This window comes from Saccharothrix longispora (genome assembly GCF_031455225.1).
GTDB lineage: Bacteria > Actinomycetota > Actinomycetes > Mycobacteriales > Pseudonocardiaceae > Actinosynnema > Actinosynnema longispora.
Map to the genome: position 1 here is coordinate 2,754,053 of NZ_JAVDSG010000001.1, position 17,364 is coordinate 2,771,416.

At 72.9% G+C, this 17,364-nt stretch carries 15 protein-coding genes; 8 read left to right on the plus strand and 7 right to left on the minus strand.

Going from position 1 to position 17,364, the window contains the following annotated elements; genetic code table 11:
* Positions 1–13 precede the first annotated feature (13 nt).
* From J2S66_RS11180 to J2S66_RS11195, 4 genes are all read right to left on the minus strand, one after another.
* A complete protein-coding gene (locus J2S66_RS11180; protein ID WP_310306855.1) occupies positions 14–1,561 on the minus strand; it encodes an alpha-amylase family protein in 1,548 nt (515 codons plus the stop codon).
* Positions 1,558–2,517 carry a TIGR03885 family FMN-dependent LLM class oxidoreductase gene (locus tag J2S66_RS11185; protein WP_310306856.1) on the minus strand — a complete coding sequence of 320 codons (960 nt, stop codon included), beginning with the start codon at positions 2,515–2,517 and terminating at the stop codon, positions 1,558–1,560. The genes J2S66_RS11180 and J2S66_RS11185 overlap by 4 nt, the downstream gene beginning before the upstream one ends.
* Before the next feature lie 56 nt (positions 2,518–2,573).
* On the minus strand, positions 2,574–4,250 hold the full coding sequence (locus J2S66_RS11190; RefSeq protein ID WP_310306857.1) for a hypothetical protein: 1,677 nt from the start codon (positions 4,248–4,250) through the stop codon (positions 2,574–2,576).
* Between the two features lie 83 nt (positions 4,251–4,333).
* Positions 4,334–4,840 carry an FxsA family protein gene (locus tag J2S66_RS11195; RefSeq protein WP_310306858.1) on the minus strand — a complete coding sequence of 169 codons (507 nt, stop codon included), beginning with the start codon at positions 4,838–4,840 and terminating at the stop codon, positions 4,334–4,336.
* Positions 4,841–4,947: 107 nt separating this feature from the next.
* Between J2S66_RS11195 and J2S66_RS11200 the strand changes: the two genes are divergently transcribed.
* From J2S66_RS11200 to J2S66_RS11225, 6 genes are all read left to right on the plus strand, one after another.
* The gene (locus tag J2S66_RS11200) at positions 4,948–6,336 is read left to right on the plus strand and encodes a KamA family radical SAM protein (RefSeq protein ID WP_310306859.1); all 1,389 of its coding nucleotides are present in this window, start codon (positions 4,948–4,950) and stop codon (positions 6,334–6,336) included.
* Positions 6,337–6,617: 281 nt separating this feature from the next.
* Positions 6,618–7,865, plus strand: a complete 1,248-nt coding sequence (locus tag J2S66_RS11205; protein WP_310306860.1) for a cytochrome P450 — start codon at positions 6,618–6,620, stop codon at positions 7,863–7,865.
* A 52-nt stretch (positions 7,866–7,917) separates the two neighbouring features.
* On the plus strand, positions 7,918–8,763 hold the full coding sequence (locus J2S66_RS11210; RefSeq protein WP_310306861.1) for a carbohydrate kinase family protein: 846 nt from the start codon (positions 7,918–7,920) through the stop codon (positions 8,761–8,763).
* Positions 8,764–8,837: 74 nt separating this feature from the next.
* Positions 8,838–9,878 carry a LacI family DNA-binding transcriptional regulator gene (locus J2S66_RS11215; protein WP_310306862.1) on the plus strand — a complete coding sequence of 347 codons (1,041 nt, stop codon included), beginning with the start codon at positions 8,838–8,840 and terminating at the stop codon, positions 9,876–9,878.
* Positions 9,875–10,882, plus strand: coding sequence for a winged helix DNA-binding domain-containing protein (locus tag J2S66_RS11220; RefSeq protein ID WP_310306863.1), 1,008 nt, complete (start codon positions 9,875–9,877; stop codon positions 10,880–10,882). The genes J2S66_RS11215 and J2S66_RS11220 overlap by 4 nt, the downstream gene beginning before the upstream one ends.
* Before the next feature lie 161 nt (positions 10,883–11,043).
* A complete protein-coding gene (locus J2S66_RS11225; protein WP_310306864.1) occupies positions 11,044–13,350 on the plus strand; it encodes a helix-turn-helix transcriptional regulator in 2,307 nt (768 codons plus the stop codon).
* Here J2S66_RS11225 and J2S66_RS11230 read toward each other — a convergent pair.
* The 3 genes from J2S66_RS11230 to J2S66_RS11240 all read right to left on the minus strand — a co-directional run bounded on the left by J2S66_RS11230 (position 13,347) and on the right by J2S66_RS11240 (position 15,594).
* Positions 13,347–13,541 carry a hypothetical protein gene (locus J2S66_RS11230; RefSeq protein ID WP_310306865.1) on the minus strand — a complete coding sequence of 65 codons (195 nt, stop codon included), beginning with the start codon at positions 13,539–13,541 and terminating at the stop codon, positions 13,347–13,349. The genes J2S66_RS11225 and J2S66_RS11230 overlap by 4 nt on opposite strands.
* A 7-nt stretch (positions 13,542–13,548) precedes the next feature.
* Entirely contained in the window at positions 13,549–14,790 is a 1,242-nt protein-coding gene (locus J2S66_RS11235) for a cytochrome P450 (protein WP_310306866.1), read from the minus strand.
* A gap of 342 nt (positions 14,791–15,132) precedes the next feature.
* Entirely contained in the window at positions 15,133–15,594 is a 462-nt protein-coding gene (locus J2S66_RS11240; RefSeq protein ID WP_310306867.1) for a MarR family winged helix-turn-helix transcriptional regulator, read from the minus strand.
* A 70-nt stretch (positions 15,595–15,664) separates the two neighbouring features.
* On the opposite strand from J2S66_RS11240, the gene J2S66_RS11245 reads away from it, so the two are divergent.
* Together J2S66_RS11245 and J2S66_RS11250 are read left to right on the plus strand one after the other, a co-directional pair.
* Positions 15,665–16,705 carry an LLM class flavin-dependent oxidoreductase gene (locus tag J2S66_RS11245; RefSeq protein WP_310314756.1) on the plus strand — a complete coding sequence of 347 codons (1,041 nt, stop codon included), beginning with the start codon at positions 15,665–15,667 and terminating at the stop codon, positions 16,703–16,705.
* A 28-nt stretch (positions 16,706–16,733) separates the two neighbouring features.
* On the plus strand, positions 16,734–17,360 hold the full coding sequence (locus J2S66_RS11250; RefSeq protein WP_310306868.1) for a hypothetical protein: 627 nt from the start codon (positions 16,734–16,736) through the stop codon (positions 17,358–17,360).
* Positions 17,361–17,364 lie beyond the last annotated feature (4 nt).

The following is a 17,364-nucleotide window of genomic DNA, read 5'->3' on the forward strand; positions in this document are numbered from 1 at the left end:
GCGACCGGCCGGGTCAGCCGCCGGCCACCACGCGGAACCAGCGGCAGGCGTAGGGACCCAACTCCACGTGCGCGGTGCCGTCCTTCACCGGCACCGTGCCGTCGACCAGCAGGTCCGTGAGGTCCCCGTCGAGCCTGTCCACGTCGATCGCGACGTCCCGGTCGGCGAGGTTGTGCACCGCCAGCACCGTGCCGCCCTCGATGTCGCAGCGGTGGGCCAGCACCGACGGCTCCGCCGTGTCCAGCACCTGGAAGTCGCCCCACGCCAACTCGGGGCACTCCCGGTACCGCTCCACCAGCAACTTGACCCACGCCAGCAGCGAGTCGGGGTCGCGGCGCTGCTCGACGGCCGAGTCCCACCACATGGGGGTGCGCACCGCCTCCCGCCCCGGCACCGACAGGTCCTCGACCATGCCGACCTCCTCGCCGTAGAACAGCACCGGCGTGCCGGGCAGCGAGAACAGCAGGCTGTAGACCATCTTCACGCGCGCGAGGTCACCGCCGAGCATCGACGGCAGCCGCCGGCGCAGACCGCGGCCGTAGAGCTGCATGTCCTCGTCCGGTCCGAACGCGGCGAACACCTCCTGCCGCTCCGGCACCGTCAACTTGTCCAGCGTCAGCTCGTCGTGGTTGCGCACGAACGTCGCCCAGTGGCAGTCGCGCGGCGGCTCCGGCCGCTCCTTGAGCGCGTGCGCCAACGGGCTCGCCTCCTGCCGCGCCAACGACAGGTACATCTGCTGCATGCCGATGAAGTCGAAGCACATGTGCAGCTCGTCGCCCACGCCGTCGTTGTCGCCGAAGAAGCGCATGGTCTCGGTGTAGGGCAGGTTCACCTCGCCCAGCAGCACCGCCTCGCCGTTGCGCCGCGACAGGAACGCCCGCAGGTCCGCCAGGTACTCGTGCGGGTCGGGCAGCGCCTCGACCGGCGCCTCCAGCAGGAACGGCACCGCGTCCACCCGGAACCCGGACAGCCCCAGCTCCATCCAGAACCCCATGACGCGCGCGATCTCGTCGCGCACCGCCGGGTTGGCCACGTTCAGGTCAGGCTGGTGCTTGTAGAACTTGTGCAGGTAGTACTTCTTCGCCTTGCGGTCGTAGGTCCACAGCGACGTCTCCTGGTCGGGGAACACCACGCCCTCGTCGCCGTCCGCGGGCTTCTCGTCCGCCCACACGTACCAGTCGTGCCGCGGGCTCTTCGGGTCCCGCGCCTCCTGGAACCACGGGTGCTGGTCCGAGGTGTGGTTGACCACCAGGTCCGCGATCACTCGCATCCCCCGGTCACGGGCCGTGCGCACGAACTCCGTGAAGTCGCCCAGCGTCCCCAGCCTCGGGTCCACGCCGTAGAAGTCGGTGATGTCGTAACCGTCATCGCGGTCCGGCGTGGGGAAGAACGGCATCAGCCACAAGCACGTCACACCCAGCCGGTGCAGGTGGTCGATCTTCTGCGTCAGGCCCCGGAAGTCGCCGTAGCCGTCACCGTCGGAGTCGTGGAAGGTCTCCACGTCCAGGCAGTACACGACGGCGTTCTTCCACCACAGGTCCGCGGTCCGCGTCAGCTTCACGACCGCACCGCCGGCAGCACGTGCTCGCCGAACGCGTCGAGGAACCGCCTCTGCTCCTGCCCCACGTGGTGCAGGTAGACCTCCTCGAAGCCCAGCTCCACGTACTCGCGCACCGTCTTCGCGTGCCACCCCAGGTCCGTGGAGATGTTCACCACCGACGCCACCTGCTCGGCGGAGACGTGCTCGGAGACCACGTCGAAGGTCTCCGCCAGGTCCAGGTCCCAGCACACCGGCGGCGCGAACACGTTGCTGCGCCACTGCTCGTGCGCCACCGCCCGCGCCTCGTCCTCGTCCTCGGCCCAGCTCAGGTGCACCTGGAGGTGCAGCTTGCCCCGGCCACCCGCCTCCCGGTACGCGTCACGCACCTTCACCAACTGCTCGACCGGCGCGTTCACCGTGATCAGGCCGTCCGCCCACTCCGCGCACCACGCCGCCGTCTCCGGGCTCACCGCCGCGCCGACCAGCAGCGGCGGCTCCTCGGGCAGCGTCCACACCCGCGCCCGGTCCACCGTCACCAACCCGTGGTGCGTGACCTCCTCGCCGCGCAGCAGCGCCCGGATCACCTCCACGCACTCGCGCAGCCGCGCGTTGCGCGTCGCCTTGTCCGGCCACACCTCACCGGTGATGTGCTCGTTGCTGGCCTCACCGCTGCCCAGCGCCGCCCAGAACCGCCCCGGGTACATCGCGCCCAGCGTGCCGATGGCCTGCGCGATGACCGCCGGGTGGTAGCGCTGCCCCGGCGCGTTGACCACGCCGAACGGCAGCGCCGTCGCCTGGAGCGCGGCACCCAGCCACGACCACGCGAACGCGCTCTGCCCCTGCCTGCTGCTCCACGGCGAGAAGTGGTCCGAACTCATCGCCGCGTCGAAACCGACCTCCTCGGCCCGCCGGACCGCGTCCAGCAGCACCGTCGGGTGTACCTGTTCGTGCGAGGCGTGCACGCCTATGACCGTCATGTCGTGTCACGTACCCAACGCCCGTTTCCGCGACACCCGATCCGGGCCGCCGTCCCTCAGGCCAGCGTGTTCGGCACGTTCTTGTGCGGGCCGAAGTAGCCCACGTGCACCTTCCCCTGCTCCCGCGACGGCACGAAGTAGATCCGCGGCGCGAGCACACCCCCGCCCTCGGCGATCTTGATGTGCATCTCCATGAACACCTCGCCGGCCGCGGCCACACCCACGTCGACCGGGAAGACGCGCTTGTTCCGCAGCTTGTCCGACCTCTTGACCGAATCGCTCTCGACCATCGCCAACTTCTTCGACGTCGCGGTCCACGCGTTCGCGTGCCCGGAGTTCGCGCACCACGTCCAGAACGAACCGGGGTCGCCCTCCTCCGCCAGCGCCTCGCCGTAGGAGTACAGCGCCAGGAACGCGCGCCACGACGTCTGCCCCCAGGCGCGCGACTCGACCGCCCGGTCGAGCTGGTCCAAGTCCACCAGCGCGCCCTCCGGGACGCACAGGTGCGCACCCAGCAGGCCCCTCGCCAACTCGGCCGCCTCACCGGGCGAATCCGCGCTGTCCGGCCACTGCGCGCCCACCACGGCGGCCACCTCGTCCGGGTGCTCCGCCCACAGCCGCTGTTCGACCAGCGCCAGTTTCCGCCGCGCGGTCGCCAACTCGATCCGCAGCCGGTTGTGCTCCCCCTCCAGGTGCGCGTGGTCCTCCAGCAGGTCCTGGTACCGCTGGTCCTGCGTCGCGAGACGGCCACGCAGCTCGTCGTTCTCCTCCTCCGACATCTCCAGCAACACCGCCGCGTCACCCGCCGCGTCGACGCGCACCGAATCCAGGAAACGGGCCGCCACCTCATAGCTCGCCGGAGCCCGACGCGCGCCCGCCCGCAACGCGATCGCCCTGGTGATCACCGCGCCCGCCGTCTCCCTCCGCTGGAGGAAGCGGGAGGGCAGCGTGTAGCGGTGGCGCCACGGCTCGTCGACCGCCGGGTCCATCCCCGAGAGGTAGACGCGGAACGCACCGTCCCGCACCGCGTGGTCCGCACCGACCGCCGAGGCGAACGCCGCGACACCCGCCTCGTCCAGCACGCACACCGCCGCGAGCCCGGCCACCATCGCCGCCGCCCGGTCGACCACCTGCTCGAACCTCTCCCGCACGGTCGTGTTCGGCGGCAGCCCCGCGTAGTGGAAGTCCGCCGGGAGCGGACTGACCACCACCACCGGCAGGTCGCGGTCCAGGTCCGTCACCAGCTCCGCCAACTCGTCCGCCCCGGCCTCCCCGGTGTACGGCAACGGCGAACCCGACAGCGGCACGCCGCCGCGCCGCGGCCGGTCACCTTCGGCGAGCAGCGTCCGCACGAACCGCGGCGCGGCGATCGTGACGCCGTCCAGCGAGTCGTGCGTCACCGCGTCCACGTCCACCCACAACCAGCCCTCGGCGCCCCCGTCCCCCACACCCGGGCACACCCAGCCGCGCACCCGGGTGATCCACTGCACGCCGTCGTCCCGGGACTCCACGAACGACAGCCGCAGCGCCGACGCGACGCCCGCCCCGACCGCCGGGTCCGCCCTGTGCTCCACCTTCAGGCGCATCGCCCCGTCCGCCGTGCGGCCGGCCTCCAGCAACTCGACGAGGCGGCCCCCGCTCTTCCCGTCGACCCAGTCCAACACCGTCCGCCGCGCGTCCTCGACGAGGTCGGCCCGGTCGTCGCTCCACATCGCCCGATACAGCGTCGCCACGATCGCCGCGCCTTCCGACAAACCGATGAGGAGGACAGGCTATCGGCGCGAACACGCTCCACCAGGTGCCCCCGCCCCACCGATCAGCGCAACTCGGGCCGGTCCCCGCGCACCTCGTCGGGCCGCACGTCCACCACGGCGCCGTCCACGACCCCGCCGTCCACCACGGCGCCGTCCACCACCACGCCACCGGCCATCGGCGGCCGCCCGTACCGCAGGTTGAGCACCAGCTCCCGCTCCCGCGCCTCCGCCCGCCGCGCCATCCGCCGGCTGATCAACCGCCGCGTCGGCGGGAACAGCAGGAACAGGCCCACCACGTCACTGACGAACCCCGGCACGACGATCAAGAACCCCGCCGCCGCGATCAGCACCCCGTCCGCGACCTCCTGGTGCGGCGCCCGCCGCGTGCGCATCGCCTCCGAGAACGCCCCGATCGCCCGAGCGCCCTCCCGGCGCAGCAGCAGCGACCCCACCACCCCGCCCAGGAGCAGCAGCCCCAGCGTCGGCAGCAGTCCCCAGGAGCCGAAGGCCGCCACCAGGGCGGTCACCTCGACGGCCAGGCCGATCAGCAGTACGGCGAACACACGCATACCCGCCCAACGAACGAACCGCCCAAAACGCTCCCAGCCGAAATATTTACGTCCAACAGGCCATCTGGCAGCATATCTTCACGCCACTCTACGGTTAGGGAGCATGGATGACTGCGCTGCACGAGGTCACGGCCACGTCGGCCAGGGCTGACCTCCAGCCCTACACCTACGTCCGCCGCGAACTCGTCGAACCCGACTGGCGCCGCTTCCCCGGCTGGCGCGACGTCACCGACGCCCAGTGGCGCGACGCCCAGTGGCAACGCGCCAACTGCGTCAAGAACCCCAAACAGCTCCGCACCGTCACCGGCGACCTGCTCACCGACCGCTTCTACGACGAACTCGCCGCCGACCAGCAGCACCTCGCCACCATGTCGATGCTGCTCCCACCCCAGATGCTCAACACGATGGCCCCCACCGCGGCCCTCGACCCCGACACCTTCACCGAGGCCTTCCTCGCCGACCCCGTCCGGCGCTACATGCTCCCCGTGCGCTCCGACCGCGACCCCGAGTGGCCCAGCCACCCCCACTCCACCCGCGACTCCCTCCACGAAGCCGAGATGTGGGTCGTCGAAGGACTCACCCACCGCTACCCCACCAAGGTCCTCGCCGAACTCGTCTCCACCTGCCCCCAGTACTGCGGCCACTGCACCCGCATGGACCTCGTCGGCAACTCCACCCCCCAGGTCCAGAAGCACAAGCTCGCCCTCAAACCGGTCGACCGCCAGGACCGCATGGTCGACTACCTCAAGAACACCCCCGGCGTGCGCGACGTCGTCGTCTCCGGCGGCGACGTCGCCAACGTCCCCTGGCCGCAACTCGAGAACTTCCTCATGCGGCTGCTCGACATCGACACCGTCCGAGACGTCCGCCTCGCCACCAAGGCCCTCGCCGGCCTCCCCCAGCACTGGCTCCAGCCCAAGGTCGTCGAAGGCCTCGAACGCGTCGCCCGCACCGCCGCCCGCCGCGGCGTCAACCTCGCCATCCACACCCACGTCAACCACGCGCAGTCCGTCACCCCGCTCGTCGCCGAAGCCGCCCGCACCGCACTGGAGGTCGGCGTCCGCGACGTCCGCAACCAGGGTGTGCTCATGAAGGGCGTCAACGCCACCCCCGACGACCTGCTCGACCTGTGCTTCGCACTCCAGGGCGAGGCCAACGTGCTGCCCTACTACTTCTACATGTGCGACATGATCCCCAACGCCGAGCACTGGCGCGTCGCCGTCTGGGAAGCCCAGGAGCTCCAGCACGCCATCATGGGCTACCTGCCCGGCTACGCCACCCCGCGCATCGTGTGCGACGTGCCCTACGTCGGCAAGCGCTGGGTCCACCAGCTCCACGAGTACGACCGCGAACTGGGCATCTCCTACTGGACCAAGAACTACCGCACCGGCATCGAACTCGACGACCCCGAGGCCCTCGCCCGCCGCTACCCGTACTACGACCCGATCTCCACCCTCGGCGAGACCGGCCGCCGCTGGTGGTCCGACCAGGGCTGAGGCCTCGACCCGGGCGGTGCTCGACGAGCACCGCCCGGGTGAACCCCGGCGGGCAGGACCGCCGGTACTCCTCATGACGTGGTGGTCGCGCAACGCTTTTCTCCCGTCCTGGTGGTTTGATCTGCCGTTTCCTGCTTTGCCCACCCGGTGAGCTGTTGTTTTTAAGCAACACTGAAGTTATCGTGGATGTTGACCAGTGGTCCCTGGTTCCATGCGCCATGTGAGGGCATTTCGTGTTCACCCGTGGCCGGGTCGCGGCCGGCTCGGACAGACTTGCGCCCATGACCGATTCCGCCGTGGCGCTGAAGTCCTACGACCTGTTCTCCCCCGAGGCATTGGCCGATCCGACCCCCCTGCTGCACCGGATCCGCGCCGAGAGCCCGGTCAGCGTCATCCCCCAGCTCGACTCCTACCTCTTAACCCGGCACGCCGACATCCTGGCCGTGCTCAAGGACCGCACCCTCGTGCCGGCGAACATGGCCCAGTCGCTGTCCCAGTTCTCCCCCGAGGAGCAGGAGGAGCTGCTCCCCCTGCGGACGTCCATCGAACTGTGGATGGGCCACACGAACGAGACCGACCACGTGCGCTTCCAGCAGCTGCTCAAGCGCTACTTCACCCCCGCCACGGTCAACGGCCTGCGCCCCCGCATCCGGGAGCTGACCCACGAGCTGCTCGACGCCGTCGCCGAACAGGGCCGGATGGAGGTCGTGGCGGACCTGGCCTACCCGCTGCCCGCCAACGTCATCGCCGAGATGCTGGGCATGCCGACCGAGCACCGCGAGCAGCTCCAGGCGTGGTCGCGCGACATCCTCGCGGTCTTCCAGATCGCGGACGCCGACCGGCTGCGGCAGTCGCAGCGCAGCGTGCTGGAGATGCAGGAGTACGTCCGCGGCCTGGTGCGACAGCACCGCGAGGAACCGCGCGAGGATCTGATCAGCGTGTTCGTCGCCGCCGAGCGCGAAGGCGTCGTCACCGAGGACGAGATCGTCGCCAACTGCGTGCTGCTGCTGTTCGCGGGCCACGAGACGACCGCCACCCTGATCGCCAACGGCCTCAAGCTGCTGTTCGACAACCCCGACCAGTTCGCGGAGCTCAGGGCCAACCCGTCGCTCACGCCGAACGCCGTGGAGGAGATGCTGCGCTGCGACGGCCCGGCGAGCATGATCGTGCGCCAGAGCACCGAGCCGTTCGAGCTGGGCGGCGTCGAACTGCCCGCGAACAAGCGGTTCTACCTGGCGATGATGGCCGGCAACCGCGACCCGGAGGTCTTCCCCGACCCCGACCGCTTCGACATCACCCGCAAGCCCAACCGGCACACCGCGTTCGGCCTGGGCGCGTTCTACTGCCTCGGCGCCGCGCTCGCCCGCACCGAGGCCGACGAGTGCTTCCGCATCCTGCTCGAACGCTGCCCGGACCTGCGGCTGGAGTCCGCGAACGTGGTCCCGAGCCCGCCGCTCAACCACCGCCTGGAGTCGCTGGAGGTCACCTTCCGAGCCGGGTCCACCGCGACGGAGGACGAGCAGATGTAGGCGCCCACCCACTCCCACGGCGGACGTGATCACCGGACCGCACAATGGCCCGGTGATCACGCACAGGGTGTTCGTCGCCGGCCCGGTCTCCTGGAACCGCCTGGTCGAGGTGGACCGCCTGCCCGACCCGCGCCCGCAGACCGTGTTCGCCACGCGCCACTGGACCGCGGTCGGCGGCACGTCGGCGGGCAAGGCCCTCAACCTCGCCTCGCTGGGCGTGGACGTGGTGCTGCGCACCGTCGTCGGCGACGACGAGCCCGGCCGGGCGGTGCTGGCCGTGTTGGAGGACGCCGGGATCGAGGTGATCGCGGAGGTCGTGGACCAGCCCACCGAGCAGCACCTGAACCTGATGGACCCGCGCGGCGGGCGGGTCTCGGTCTACCTGGAGCTGCCCGGGCTGCGCGAGCCCCGGCACGACGAGCGGGCGCTGGCCGCGCTCGCGGCGGCCGACGTGGCCGTGGTCGACCTCGCCGAGCACGCACGGCCCCTGCTGGGCGCGGTGCGCGGCGCCGGCGTACCGCTGTGGACGGACCTGCACGGCTACGACGGCGAGCAGGAGTTCCACCGCGACTTCCTCGTCGCCGCCGACCACGTCTTCCTCAACGACGACGGGTTCGCCGACCGCGACGCGCTGCTCGCGTTCCTCGGCACGACCGGCAGGCCCACCGTGGCGACGCTCGGCCCCGACGGCGCGGTCGCCCTGGTCGACGACGAGGTCCACCGCGTGCCCGCCGTGCCCGTCGCCGAGGTGGTGGACACCAACGGCGCGGGTGACGCGTTCTTCTCCGGCTACCTGGTGGCCCACTTGGGCGGCGCGGACGTGCCCACCGCCCTGGCCGCCGGCGCGGAGCAGGCCGCGAGGACGCTGGGATCACCGGGTCTCGCGCCCGGGATGTGACCGGCGACTGTCAAGGACTTGCTGAAAGCCTTTGCAAGGTCTTTCCTCTGCGTACCACGACGGAGAGGACGGACATGGAGGGGGCGACCGCCCGGCTCAGCGACATCGCCGCGCAGGCCGGGGTCAGCGAGGCCACGGTCAGCCGGGTCTTCAACGGCAAGACCGGCGTCTCGGCGACCACGCGGCAGACCGTCGTGGCGGCCATGGACCTGCTCGGCTACGAGCGGCCGCCCCGCCTGCGCCGGCGCAGCGCCGGGTTGATCGGGCTGATCACGCCCGAACTGGGCAACCCGATCTTCCCCGCGCTGGCGCAGGTGGTCGAGCAGGTGCTCACCGGCGCCGGCTACACGCCGCTGCTGTGCACCCAGACGCCCGGCGGGTCCACGGAGGACCAGCTGACCGAGATGCTGGTGGAGCGGGGCGTGGCCGGGATCGTGTTCGTGTCCGGGCTGCACGCCGATTCCACCGCCGACACCGGCCGGTACACCAGGCTCGCCGGGCGCGGCATCCCGTTCGTCATGGTCAACGGCTACACCGAGCAGGTCTCGGCCCCTTTCATGTCGACCGACGACCGGGCGGCGATGCGGTTGGCCGTGTCGCACCTGGTGGAGCTGGGGCACGAGCGCATCGGGCTCGCGGTCGGGCCGCGCCGGTTCACGCCGGTGCTGCGCAAGATCGAGGGGTTCGTGCAGGCCGTGCGCACGACCCTGCACCGCACGGCCGAGGAGGCCGAGGCCCTCGTCCGGCACTCGCTGTTCACCGTGGAGGGCGGGCAGTCGGCGGCCTCGACGCTGCTGGACGAGGGGTGCACGGCCGTCGTGTGCGGCAGCGACCTGATGGCGTTCGGCGCGATCCGGGCGGCGCGGCGGCGCGGGCTGTCCGTGCCGCGGGACGTGTCGGTGGTCGGCTTCGACGACTCGCCGCTGATCGTGTTCGCCGACCCGCCGCTGACCACGCTGCGCCAGCCCGTGGAGGCGATGGGCCGGGCCGCGGCGCACGCGCTGCTGGAGGAGATCGGCGGCACGCGGGGCGGTTCCCCGCCGTCCACGCACGCCGAGTTCGTGTTCCTGCCCGAACTGGTGGTGCGCGGGTCCACGGGCGCGAGGCCGAGGTGACCGCCGCGAGGACCAGGGCGCTGCGGATGCGGGCGCAGCGCCTGACGACCCCCGCCCGATCGCTGGACGAGCTGCTGCGCGACGTGCTGGCCGTGCAGGCGCAGGACACCGCCGCCGCCGGGCTGGCCGTGCGCGCCCGCACCACCGGCGTCGCACCGGCCGACCTGCGCGCGGCCCTCGCCGGCGGTGACGTGGTGCGCACCTGCGCCATGCGCGGCGCCGTGCACCTGCTGCGCCGCGAGGACGCGGGCCCGCTCGTCGCGCTGCTCGGCCCGGTGAACGTGGCCCGCACCCGCCGCCGCAGGCTGGAGCTGGGGCTGGACGACGAGCTGTGCGCGCGAGCCCTCGACGGGCTGCGCGAGGTGCTCGCCGACCCCCTGCCCCGGCACGAGGTGGTCCGGCGGTTGGCCGAGGTCGGCGTGGTGCTCGACCCGACCACCGAGGCGCCCGCGTACCTGCTGGCCTACGCCGCGAACCGGGGTGTGGTGTGCGCGGGCGAGGGCACCTACCGCCTCGTCGGCGACGGTTCCGGGGACGGGTCCGGCGACGGGCGCGAGGACGGCGACACGCGGCACGCCGTGGCCGAGCTGGTCCGCCGCTACCTGCGCGCCCACGGCCCGGCCACGGTCGAGGACTTCACCGCCTGGAGCGGGCTGCCCGCCGCCGAGGCGGCCCGGGGGTTCCCCGTGGACGAGCTCGTCGAGGGCGAGCACGGCTGGCAGCTGCCGACCGCCGACGCGCCCGACCTCGACGGCGTGGTGCGCCTGCTCGGGCCGTTCGACACGTTCCTGCTCGGCTACCGCGACCGCGGCCTGCTGCTCGACCCGGCCGACGAGCCGTTCGTGCGGCCCGGTGGCGGCGGTCCCGTGCCGCACGTCGTGGTCGACGGCCGGGTGCGCGGCTCGTGGCGGCGGCGTGACGGGCGGATCGTGGTCGAGCAGTTCGGGCACATCCCGGTGTCCGAGCTGGACGCCGAGGTGGAGTCGGTGCTGGCCTGGGTCTGAGCGGGTGCCGGCGGGCGGACGGGGAACCGCCCGCGCCCGCCCGCCGGTGGTCCCACCCCGGTCACGGGCCGTCGACGCCGACCTTGCCCCGCGCCGCGGGCTGACGGCCTGTTTCCCCGATCCCGGGGGACGCGGACACACGGGTGTCGTACGGTGTCCGGATGACCGAGCGGGGACCCGGGACCGGAGGCGTGCCGCGTGCGCTGAGCTCGTTCGTGGGGCGCAAGGACCTGCTCGCCGAGCTGCGCCGGAGGATCGGCACCGCACCGCTGATCACGCTCACCGGCGTGGGCGGCGGCGGCAAGACCCGGCTGGCGCTGGAGCTGGCCGCGCAGGTGCAGCGCGCCTACGACGACGGTGTGCGCGTGGTCGAGTTGGCACCCGCGCGCGGTGGCGACCCGGAACTGCTGGCGCAGGTCGTGCTCAGCGCGGTGGGGGTGCCGGACCAGGCGACGACCACCCCGCTGGAGACGCTGGTCGAGTACCTCGCACCGCGCCGGATGCTGCTGGTGCTGGACAACTGCGAGCACCTGGTCGAGCCGGTCGGGCACCTGGTGCGGGAGGTGCTCGGCGCGGCGCCCGGCGTGCGCGTGCTGACCACCAGCCGCGCCCGGCTGCGCGTGCCGGGCGAGGTACTGGTGATGGTGCCGCCGCTGGACGTGCCCGCCGAGGACGCGCCCCTGGACCTGGCGCACGAGTCGGTGGCGCTGCTGGTGGACCGCGCCGCGGCGAGCGTGCCCGGCTGGCGCATCACCGAGGACAACTGGCCGCACGTGGTGCGCGTGCTGCGGCGGGTCGCGGGCATCCCGCTGGCCGTCGAGCAGGCCGTCGTGCGGATGCGGTCGATGCCGGTGGAGCTGCTGGCCGACCGGCTCGACGACGTGATGCGCGTGCTGACCGTGAACGACACGACGACGGTCCCGCACCACCGGACCATGCGCGCGTTGATCGGCTGGAGCCACGACCAGTGCACGCCCGCCGAACGGCTGCTGTGGGCGCGGCTGTCGGTGTTCGAGGGCGGGTTCAGCCTGCCCGCGGCCGAGGCGGTGTGCTCCGGCGACGGGCTCGACGCCACCGAGGTCGCCGACGCGCTGGCCGGGCTGCTGGACAAGTCGATCGCCCTGCCGTCGGCCGATCGCAGCCGCTACCACCTGCTCGAACCGCTGCGGCAGCACGGCGCGGCCCGGCTGCGCGCCTCCGGGGAGGTGGCCGGGGTGCGGGTGCGCCACCGGGAGCACTTCCGCGGTGAGGCGGCCCGGCTGGCCGCCTCGTTCACCGGCCGCAACGAGGCGTTGCTGCTCGACTCGGTGGACCGCGACATGGCCAACCACCGGGTCGTGCTGGCCGACCTGATCGGCGACCCGGCGACCGCGCACGCGGGCCTCCAGATGAGCGTCGACCTGGCGCGCACCCGCTGGTACACCTACGCGGGTCGATTACCGGAGGAGCGGCTGTGGTTGGGCCGGGCCCTCGCCGCCGTGCCGCCGGCCGCGGACCCGCTGCGGGCCAGCGCCATCGCGCTGGACGCCTGGATCGCGCTCTGCCTGGGCGTGGAGCGCTCGCAGGTGGCCCGCCGCGTCGACGAGGCGACGGCCCTGGCCCGGGCGGTGGGCGTGCCGCTGCCGGCCGTGACGTTCGTGCGGGGCGCGTTCGCGGTGCTCGCGCTGGGGTCGGTCGCCGGCGCGGACCTGCTGAGGCAGGCGCACGCCGAGTTCGGCGACCTGGGACCCGACTTCGCGGTGGACGAGCACCTCGCGCACATCATGCTCACCGTCTCCCTCGTCCTGCTCAGCCCCCGGGAACGGGCCGAACCGGCGGCCGAGGAGTTCTTCGCCTCCTGCGAGCGCCTCGGCGCGCCGTGGGGGCTGAGCTGGGCGCACTGGTGCCGCGGCGTGGTCGAGACCCGGTGGGGCGACCCGGAACGCGCGCTGGAGGTGCTGCGGGAGGGTCTGCGGGTGCAGCGCGCGATCCGCGACAAGTGGGGTCCGCTGTGGACGATCGAGGGCCTGGGGTGGGCGCACGCCAAGGCCGGCCAGGCGCAGGCGGCGGCCCGCATGCTCGGCCTGGCCCACGGCCTGCACCGGGTGACCGGCGTCCGCGTCGACGGCCTCGTGCCGTTCGCCGCGCACAGCGCCCGGGCCGTCCGACGCGCCCGCGCGGTGCTCGGCGACGACGCCTACGGGCGCGCGTACTCGTCGCGGGCCGAGTCGGTCGAGAACGCCCTGGCCGCCGTGCTCGACGCGGACGACGAGGACGAGGTCCCGACCTCGCCGCGCCCCGCCGGCCTGACCCCGGCGGAGTGGAACGTGGCCCGGCTGGTCGGCGACGGCCTGTCCAACCCGGAGGTCGCGTCCCGCCTGGTCATCTCCCCCGCGACCGTCCACACCCACCTGACCCGCATCTACCGCAAGCTCGACATCGCCAACCGGCACCAGCTGATCACGCTGCTGGCGGGGAAGTCGGACTAGAAGGGCGGGGTCCAGGGGGCCGGGTCGGGACGCACCCCGGCCAGGACCACCACCCGGGCCAGGTGGGAGCCCGGCGGCGCGGCGGGGTCGGCGGACCGCAGGCTCGACAGCACCGAGCGGTACCAGCCCATCACCTTCGCCGCCGGCCTCGTGGGGACCTGGGAGTGCGGTTCGCGCAGTCGTACCGACATGTCGGGGTCAGGGCTCCAGCCGCACGGGGATCGAGGCGAAGGTGTTGGGCACGACCTTGTCGTCGCGCACCAGCTCGGCCGCGTCGGCCGCGAGGCTCAGGTCGGGGTGGCGGGCGCGCAGGGCGGTGAGGGCCGCCCTGACCTCGATCCGGGCCAGGTGGTGCCCCAGGCAGTAGTGGATGCCGTGGCCGAAGGAGGCGTGCCCCAGGGCGGCGTTGCCGGTGACCGGCACGCGGGTGGGGTCGAAGCGGGTCGCGGTGGGACCGTGCGTCAGCGGGTCGCGGCCCGCGGTCCCCAGGTTGATCATCACGAGCGCGCCCTCGGGGAGCACGCCGCCCGGCACCTCGACGTCGGCGGTCACCCGGTAGTGCGGGGTGACGCGGGTCGGCGGGTCCCAGCGGGCGGCCTCCTCCACCACGGCGGCGACGGTGTCCGGGGTGAGGGCCTGCCACGCGCCGGGCAGGGCGAGCAGGGCGGCGACGGTGTTGCCGATGAGCGCGCCGGTGGTCTCGTGCCCCGCCACGACCAGCAGGATCGCGGTGGTGAGCAGTTCCTCCGGGGACAGGCCCTCGCCGTCGACCCGGGCCTGGGTGAGGGCGCTGAGCAGGGCGTCGTCGGGCTGATCGCGCTTGTACTCGATCAGGCCCGCGAGGTAGCCGAACATGGCGTCGGAGGCCGGGACGACCAGTTCGGGCCGCTCGGTCATCATCGCCGCGGTCCAGCGGTTGAGCTGGGCGCGGTCCTCCTCGGGGACGCCGAGCAGGTCGCAGATCACCGCCAGCGGCAGGGGGAACGCCAGGGCCTCGACCAGGTCGGCGTCCCGGGGCAGCGCGGCCACCAGGTCGTTCGCGGTCTTCTCCACGGCCGGGCGCAGCAGCTCGATCCGGCGCGGCGTGAACGCCTGCGACACCAGGGCGCGCAGCTTGCGGTGGTGCGGCGGGTCGGTGTTGAGCATGGACGGGCCGATGATCCGCGACAGGTCCGTCGGCCTGCCCTTGGCGGCCAACTGCTGCTGCATCGCGCCGACCAGGCCGGCCGCGTCCTTGGACAGCCGCTCGTCGCCGAGCAGGGAGCGGGTGGCCTCCAGGCCCACGGTGGTGACCAGCACCTCCAGGCCGTTGGGCAGCTCGGCGGCGTGCGCCGGACCGAGGCGGGCCAGCGCGTCCTCGTGCGCGTGGTGCTGCCAGCCGCGCAGCGGGCCGCCCACGAGGGCTTGTCGGTCCGGTGCGAACCCGGCGGTCAGCTGCACGTCTTCTCCTCGCGAACGGCGCCCACGCCGGCGTCGGTTCTTCCACGTGGGTGTCCACTGTCGCGACCTCGCCACCGCGAGCGCATCCACCGGTATCCGTATTCCCGGCAACGGGGGTACGGATGCGCCGGTCGTACACCTGCCGGTGCGGGATACGGAAGCGGATACGGAGGGTTGTCGATGCGGGCGCGCTCCCAGCGGGCGAAGCTGAAGGGTGTTCGGCTCCCCGACGGCCGAACGCGACCGGGCGGACAGGCGGTCGACCGCCGCCGACCGGTATCCCCGGGGGGGGCGGAGAGGGGCCGCACCACGCGCGGCCCCTTTTCCGAGCCGTCCCCGCGGTCAGGCGTCGTCGGCGATCCGGCCCAGGACGCGGTGGAACACCCGGTCGAGGACGTCGACCTCCTCGGCGGACAGACCGTCGAACACGTAGCGGCGGACCGCCTCGACGTGCCCCGGCGCGGCGGCCTCGATCGCGGCCCGCCCGGCGGGGGTCAACCGCACCATCGAGCCGCGGGCGTCCTCGGCGCACTCCTCGCGCACGACCAGCCCGCGCTTCTCCATCCGGCCGATCTGGTGCGACAGCCTGCTGCGCTCCCAGCCCACCAGGACGCCGAGTTCGCGGGAGCGCACCACGCCGTCCGCGGCCTCGGAGAGCGGGACGAGCAGCGAGTAGTCGGCGTTGGACAACCCCGAGTCGCGCACGAGCTGCCGTTCCAGCGCACTGTGCAGCTCGCGCTGCACGGCCAGGTACGCCTGCCACACCGCGGCCTCCCGTTCGCCCAGCCACCGTGGTTCGCCCATCCACCCAAGCTAGCAAGATGTTGACGTGTCATCAATGACGCGCTAGCTTGTTGACGTGTCCACAAAAGGTATGCAGCTCGGGGTCTACAGCTTCGGCGACCGGCACCCCGACCCCGTCACGGGCGAGCAGGTCTCCGTCGCCGACGCGCTGGCCCAGAGCCTGGAGCGGATCAGGCTCGCCGACCAACTGGGGCTCGGCTTCTACGGCCTCGGCGAGCACCACCTGCCGCAGTACTCGATCTCCAACCCCGGCACGGTGCTCGCCGCCGCCGCGGGCGTGACCGAGCGCATCACGCTCAGCAGCGCGGTCACCGTGCTCAGCACCGAGGACCCGGTGCGCGTCTACCAGCAGTTCACCACGCTCGACCAGCTCAGCCGGGGTCGCGCGGAGCTGCTCGCGGGGCGGGGCTCGTTCACCGAGTCGTTCCCGCTGTTCGGCGCGAGCCTGGAGGACTACGACGAGCTGTACGAGGAGAAGCTGGCGCTGCTGCTGCGCCTGGACCGGGAGGACCCGATCACCTGGTCGGGCAAGTTCCGCGCACCGCTGGAGAACGCCCACGTCCACCCGCGCCCCTACGGCGAGCACCTGCGGATCTCGGTGGGCACCGGCGGGAACCCGGAATCCTCGATCCGCGCGGGCCTGCTCGGCCTGCCCGTGGTCTACGCGATCATCGGCGGCGAGCCGGAGCGCTTCGCCCCGCTGGTCGACCTGTACCGGCGCGCGGGCGAGGCGGGCGGGCAGCGCCCCGAGGACCTGCACGTGACGATGAGCGCCATCGGCCTGATCGCCCGCAACTCGCAGGACGCCAAGAACGCGTTCTACCCGTACTGGCTGGAGACCATGAAGTACGGCGCGAAGGCGCGCGGCTGGTCGGTCCCCTCGCGGGCGGACTACGACGCGTGGACCGAGGGCGCGACGTCGATCTTCGCGGGCAGTCCCCAGGAGGTCGCCGAACGGCTGATCTCGGTGGGCGGCCTGGTCGACGCCGACCGGTACGCGATGCAGATGGACTGGGCAGGCGTGCCGCACAAGCTGGTCATGGAGGCGATCGAACTGCTCGGCACCGAGGTCAAGCCCCTGGTGGACGCCGCGCTCGGGTCGGGCCGCTAGGTCGGACGGCGCGAGGTTGGATGTCCCCGTGACCCGACCCACCGTCGACGAGATCCGCGCCCACCTGCGCGACCGGGCGAACGACGCGCTGCGGCGCCCGGTCGCGCACGGTGGCGAGATCGGACTCCTGCTCTGCCTGGACGCCGCCGCGTTCGCCCACGGGCTCGGCGCGGCGTGGGCCGCGTTCCGCGCGGAACTGGTCGAGCGGCGCGCGGCCAACGGCGCGGGCGTCAGGGGCGGCGTGCACGCCGTGCTGGGCCGGGCGGACGACGACGTGGTCGCCTCGGTGTACGCGGAGTTCGCGCACCGGCACGACTTCCTGGTCCCCGACCGGCTCCTCGACCGGGACGAGCACGACCGGCTGCTCGCCTCGGCGCACGGGTGGTGCGCCCGCGACCGGGTGCGCGACGAGGTGCTCGACCGCTTCGGGACGCCGACCGCGCTGCTCGGCGGCAGGAACCCCCGTCACCCCGGGACCCTGCTCTACGGGGCCGCCGACCGCGCCCGGCCGCCGGTGCTGTTCCACCTGCGCGGGGAACCCGACCTGCCGGAACCCGTGGTGCTCGCGGTCCGGCTCGGCGGCGCCGACTTCCCCGAAGGGTTCGCGTTCACCCCGCGTGGAGCGGGGATCACGGCACGCGATCACGGAGTGTGACACC

Bases quoted from the DNA above. Each gene is read 5' to 3' on its own strand.
- J2S66_RS11205 (WP_310306860.1), top strand. From the start codon at position 6,618: ATGACCGATTCCGCCGTGGCGCTGAAGTCCTACGACCTGTTCTCCCCC.
- J2S66_RS11215 (WP_310306862.1), top strand. From the start codon at position 8,838: ATGGAGGGGGCGACCGCCCGGCTCAGCGACATCGCCGCGCAGGCCGGG.
- J2S66_RS11230 (WP_310306865.1), bottom strand. From the start codon at position 13,541: ATGTCGGTACGACTGCGCGAACCGCACTCCCAGGTCCCCACGAGGCCG.
- J2S66_RS11225 (WP_310306864.1), top strand. From the start codon at position 11,044: ATGACCGAGCGGGGACCCGGGACCGGAGGCGTGCCGCGTGCGCTGAGC.
- J2S66_RS11200 (WP_310306859.1), top strand. From the start codon at position 4,948: ATGACTGCGCTGCACGAGGTCACGGCCACGTCGGCCAGGGCTGACCTC.
- J2S66_RS11245 (WP_310314756.1), top strand. From the start codon at position 15,665: ATGCAGCTCGGGGTCTACAGCTTCGGCGACCGGCACCCCGACCCCGTC.
- J2S66_RS11195 (WP_310306858.1), bottom strand. From the start codon at position 4,840: ATGCGTGTGTTCGCCGTACTGCTGATCGGCCTGGCCGTCGAGGTGACC.
- J2S66_RS11185 (WP_310306856.1), bottom strand. From the start codon at position 2,517: ATGACGGTCATAGGCGTGCACGCCTCGCACGAACAGGTACACCCGACG.
- J2S66_RS11240 (WP_310306867.1), bottom strand. From the start codon at position 15,594: ATGGGCGAACCACGGTGGCTGGGCGAACGGGAGGCCGCGGTGTGGCAG.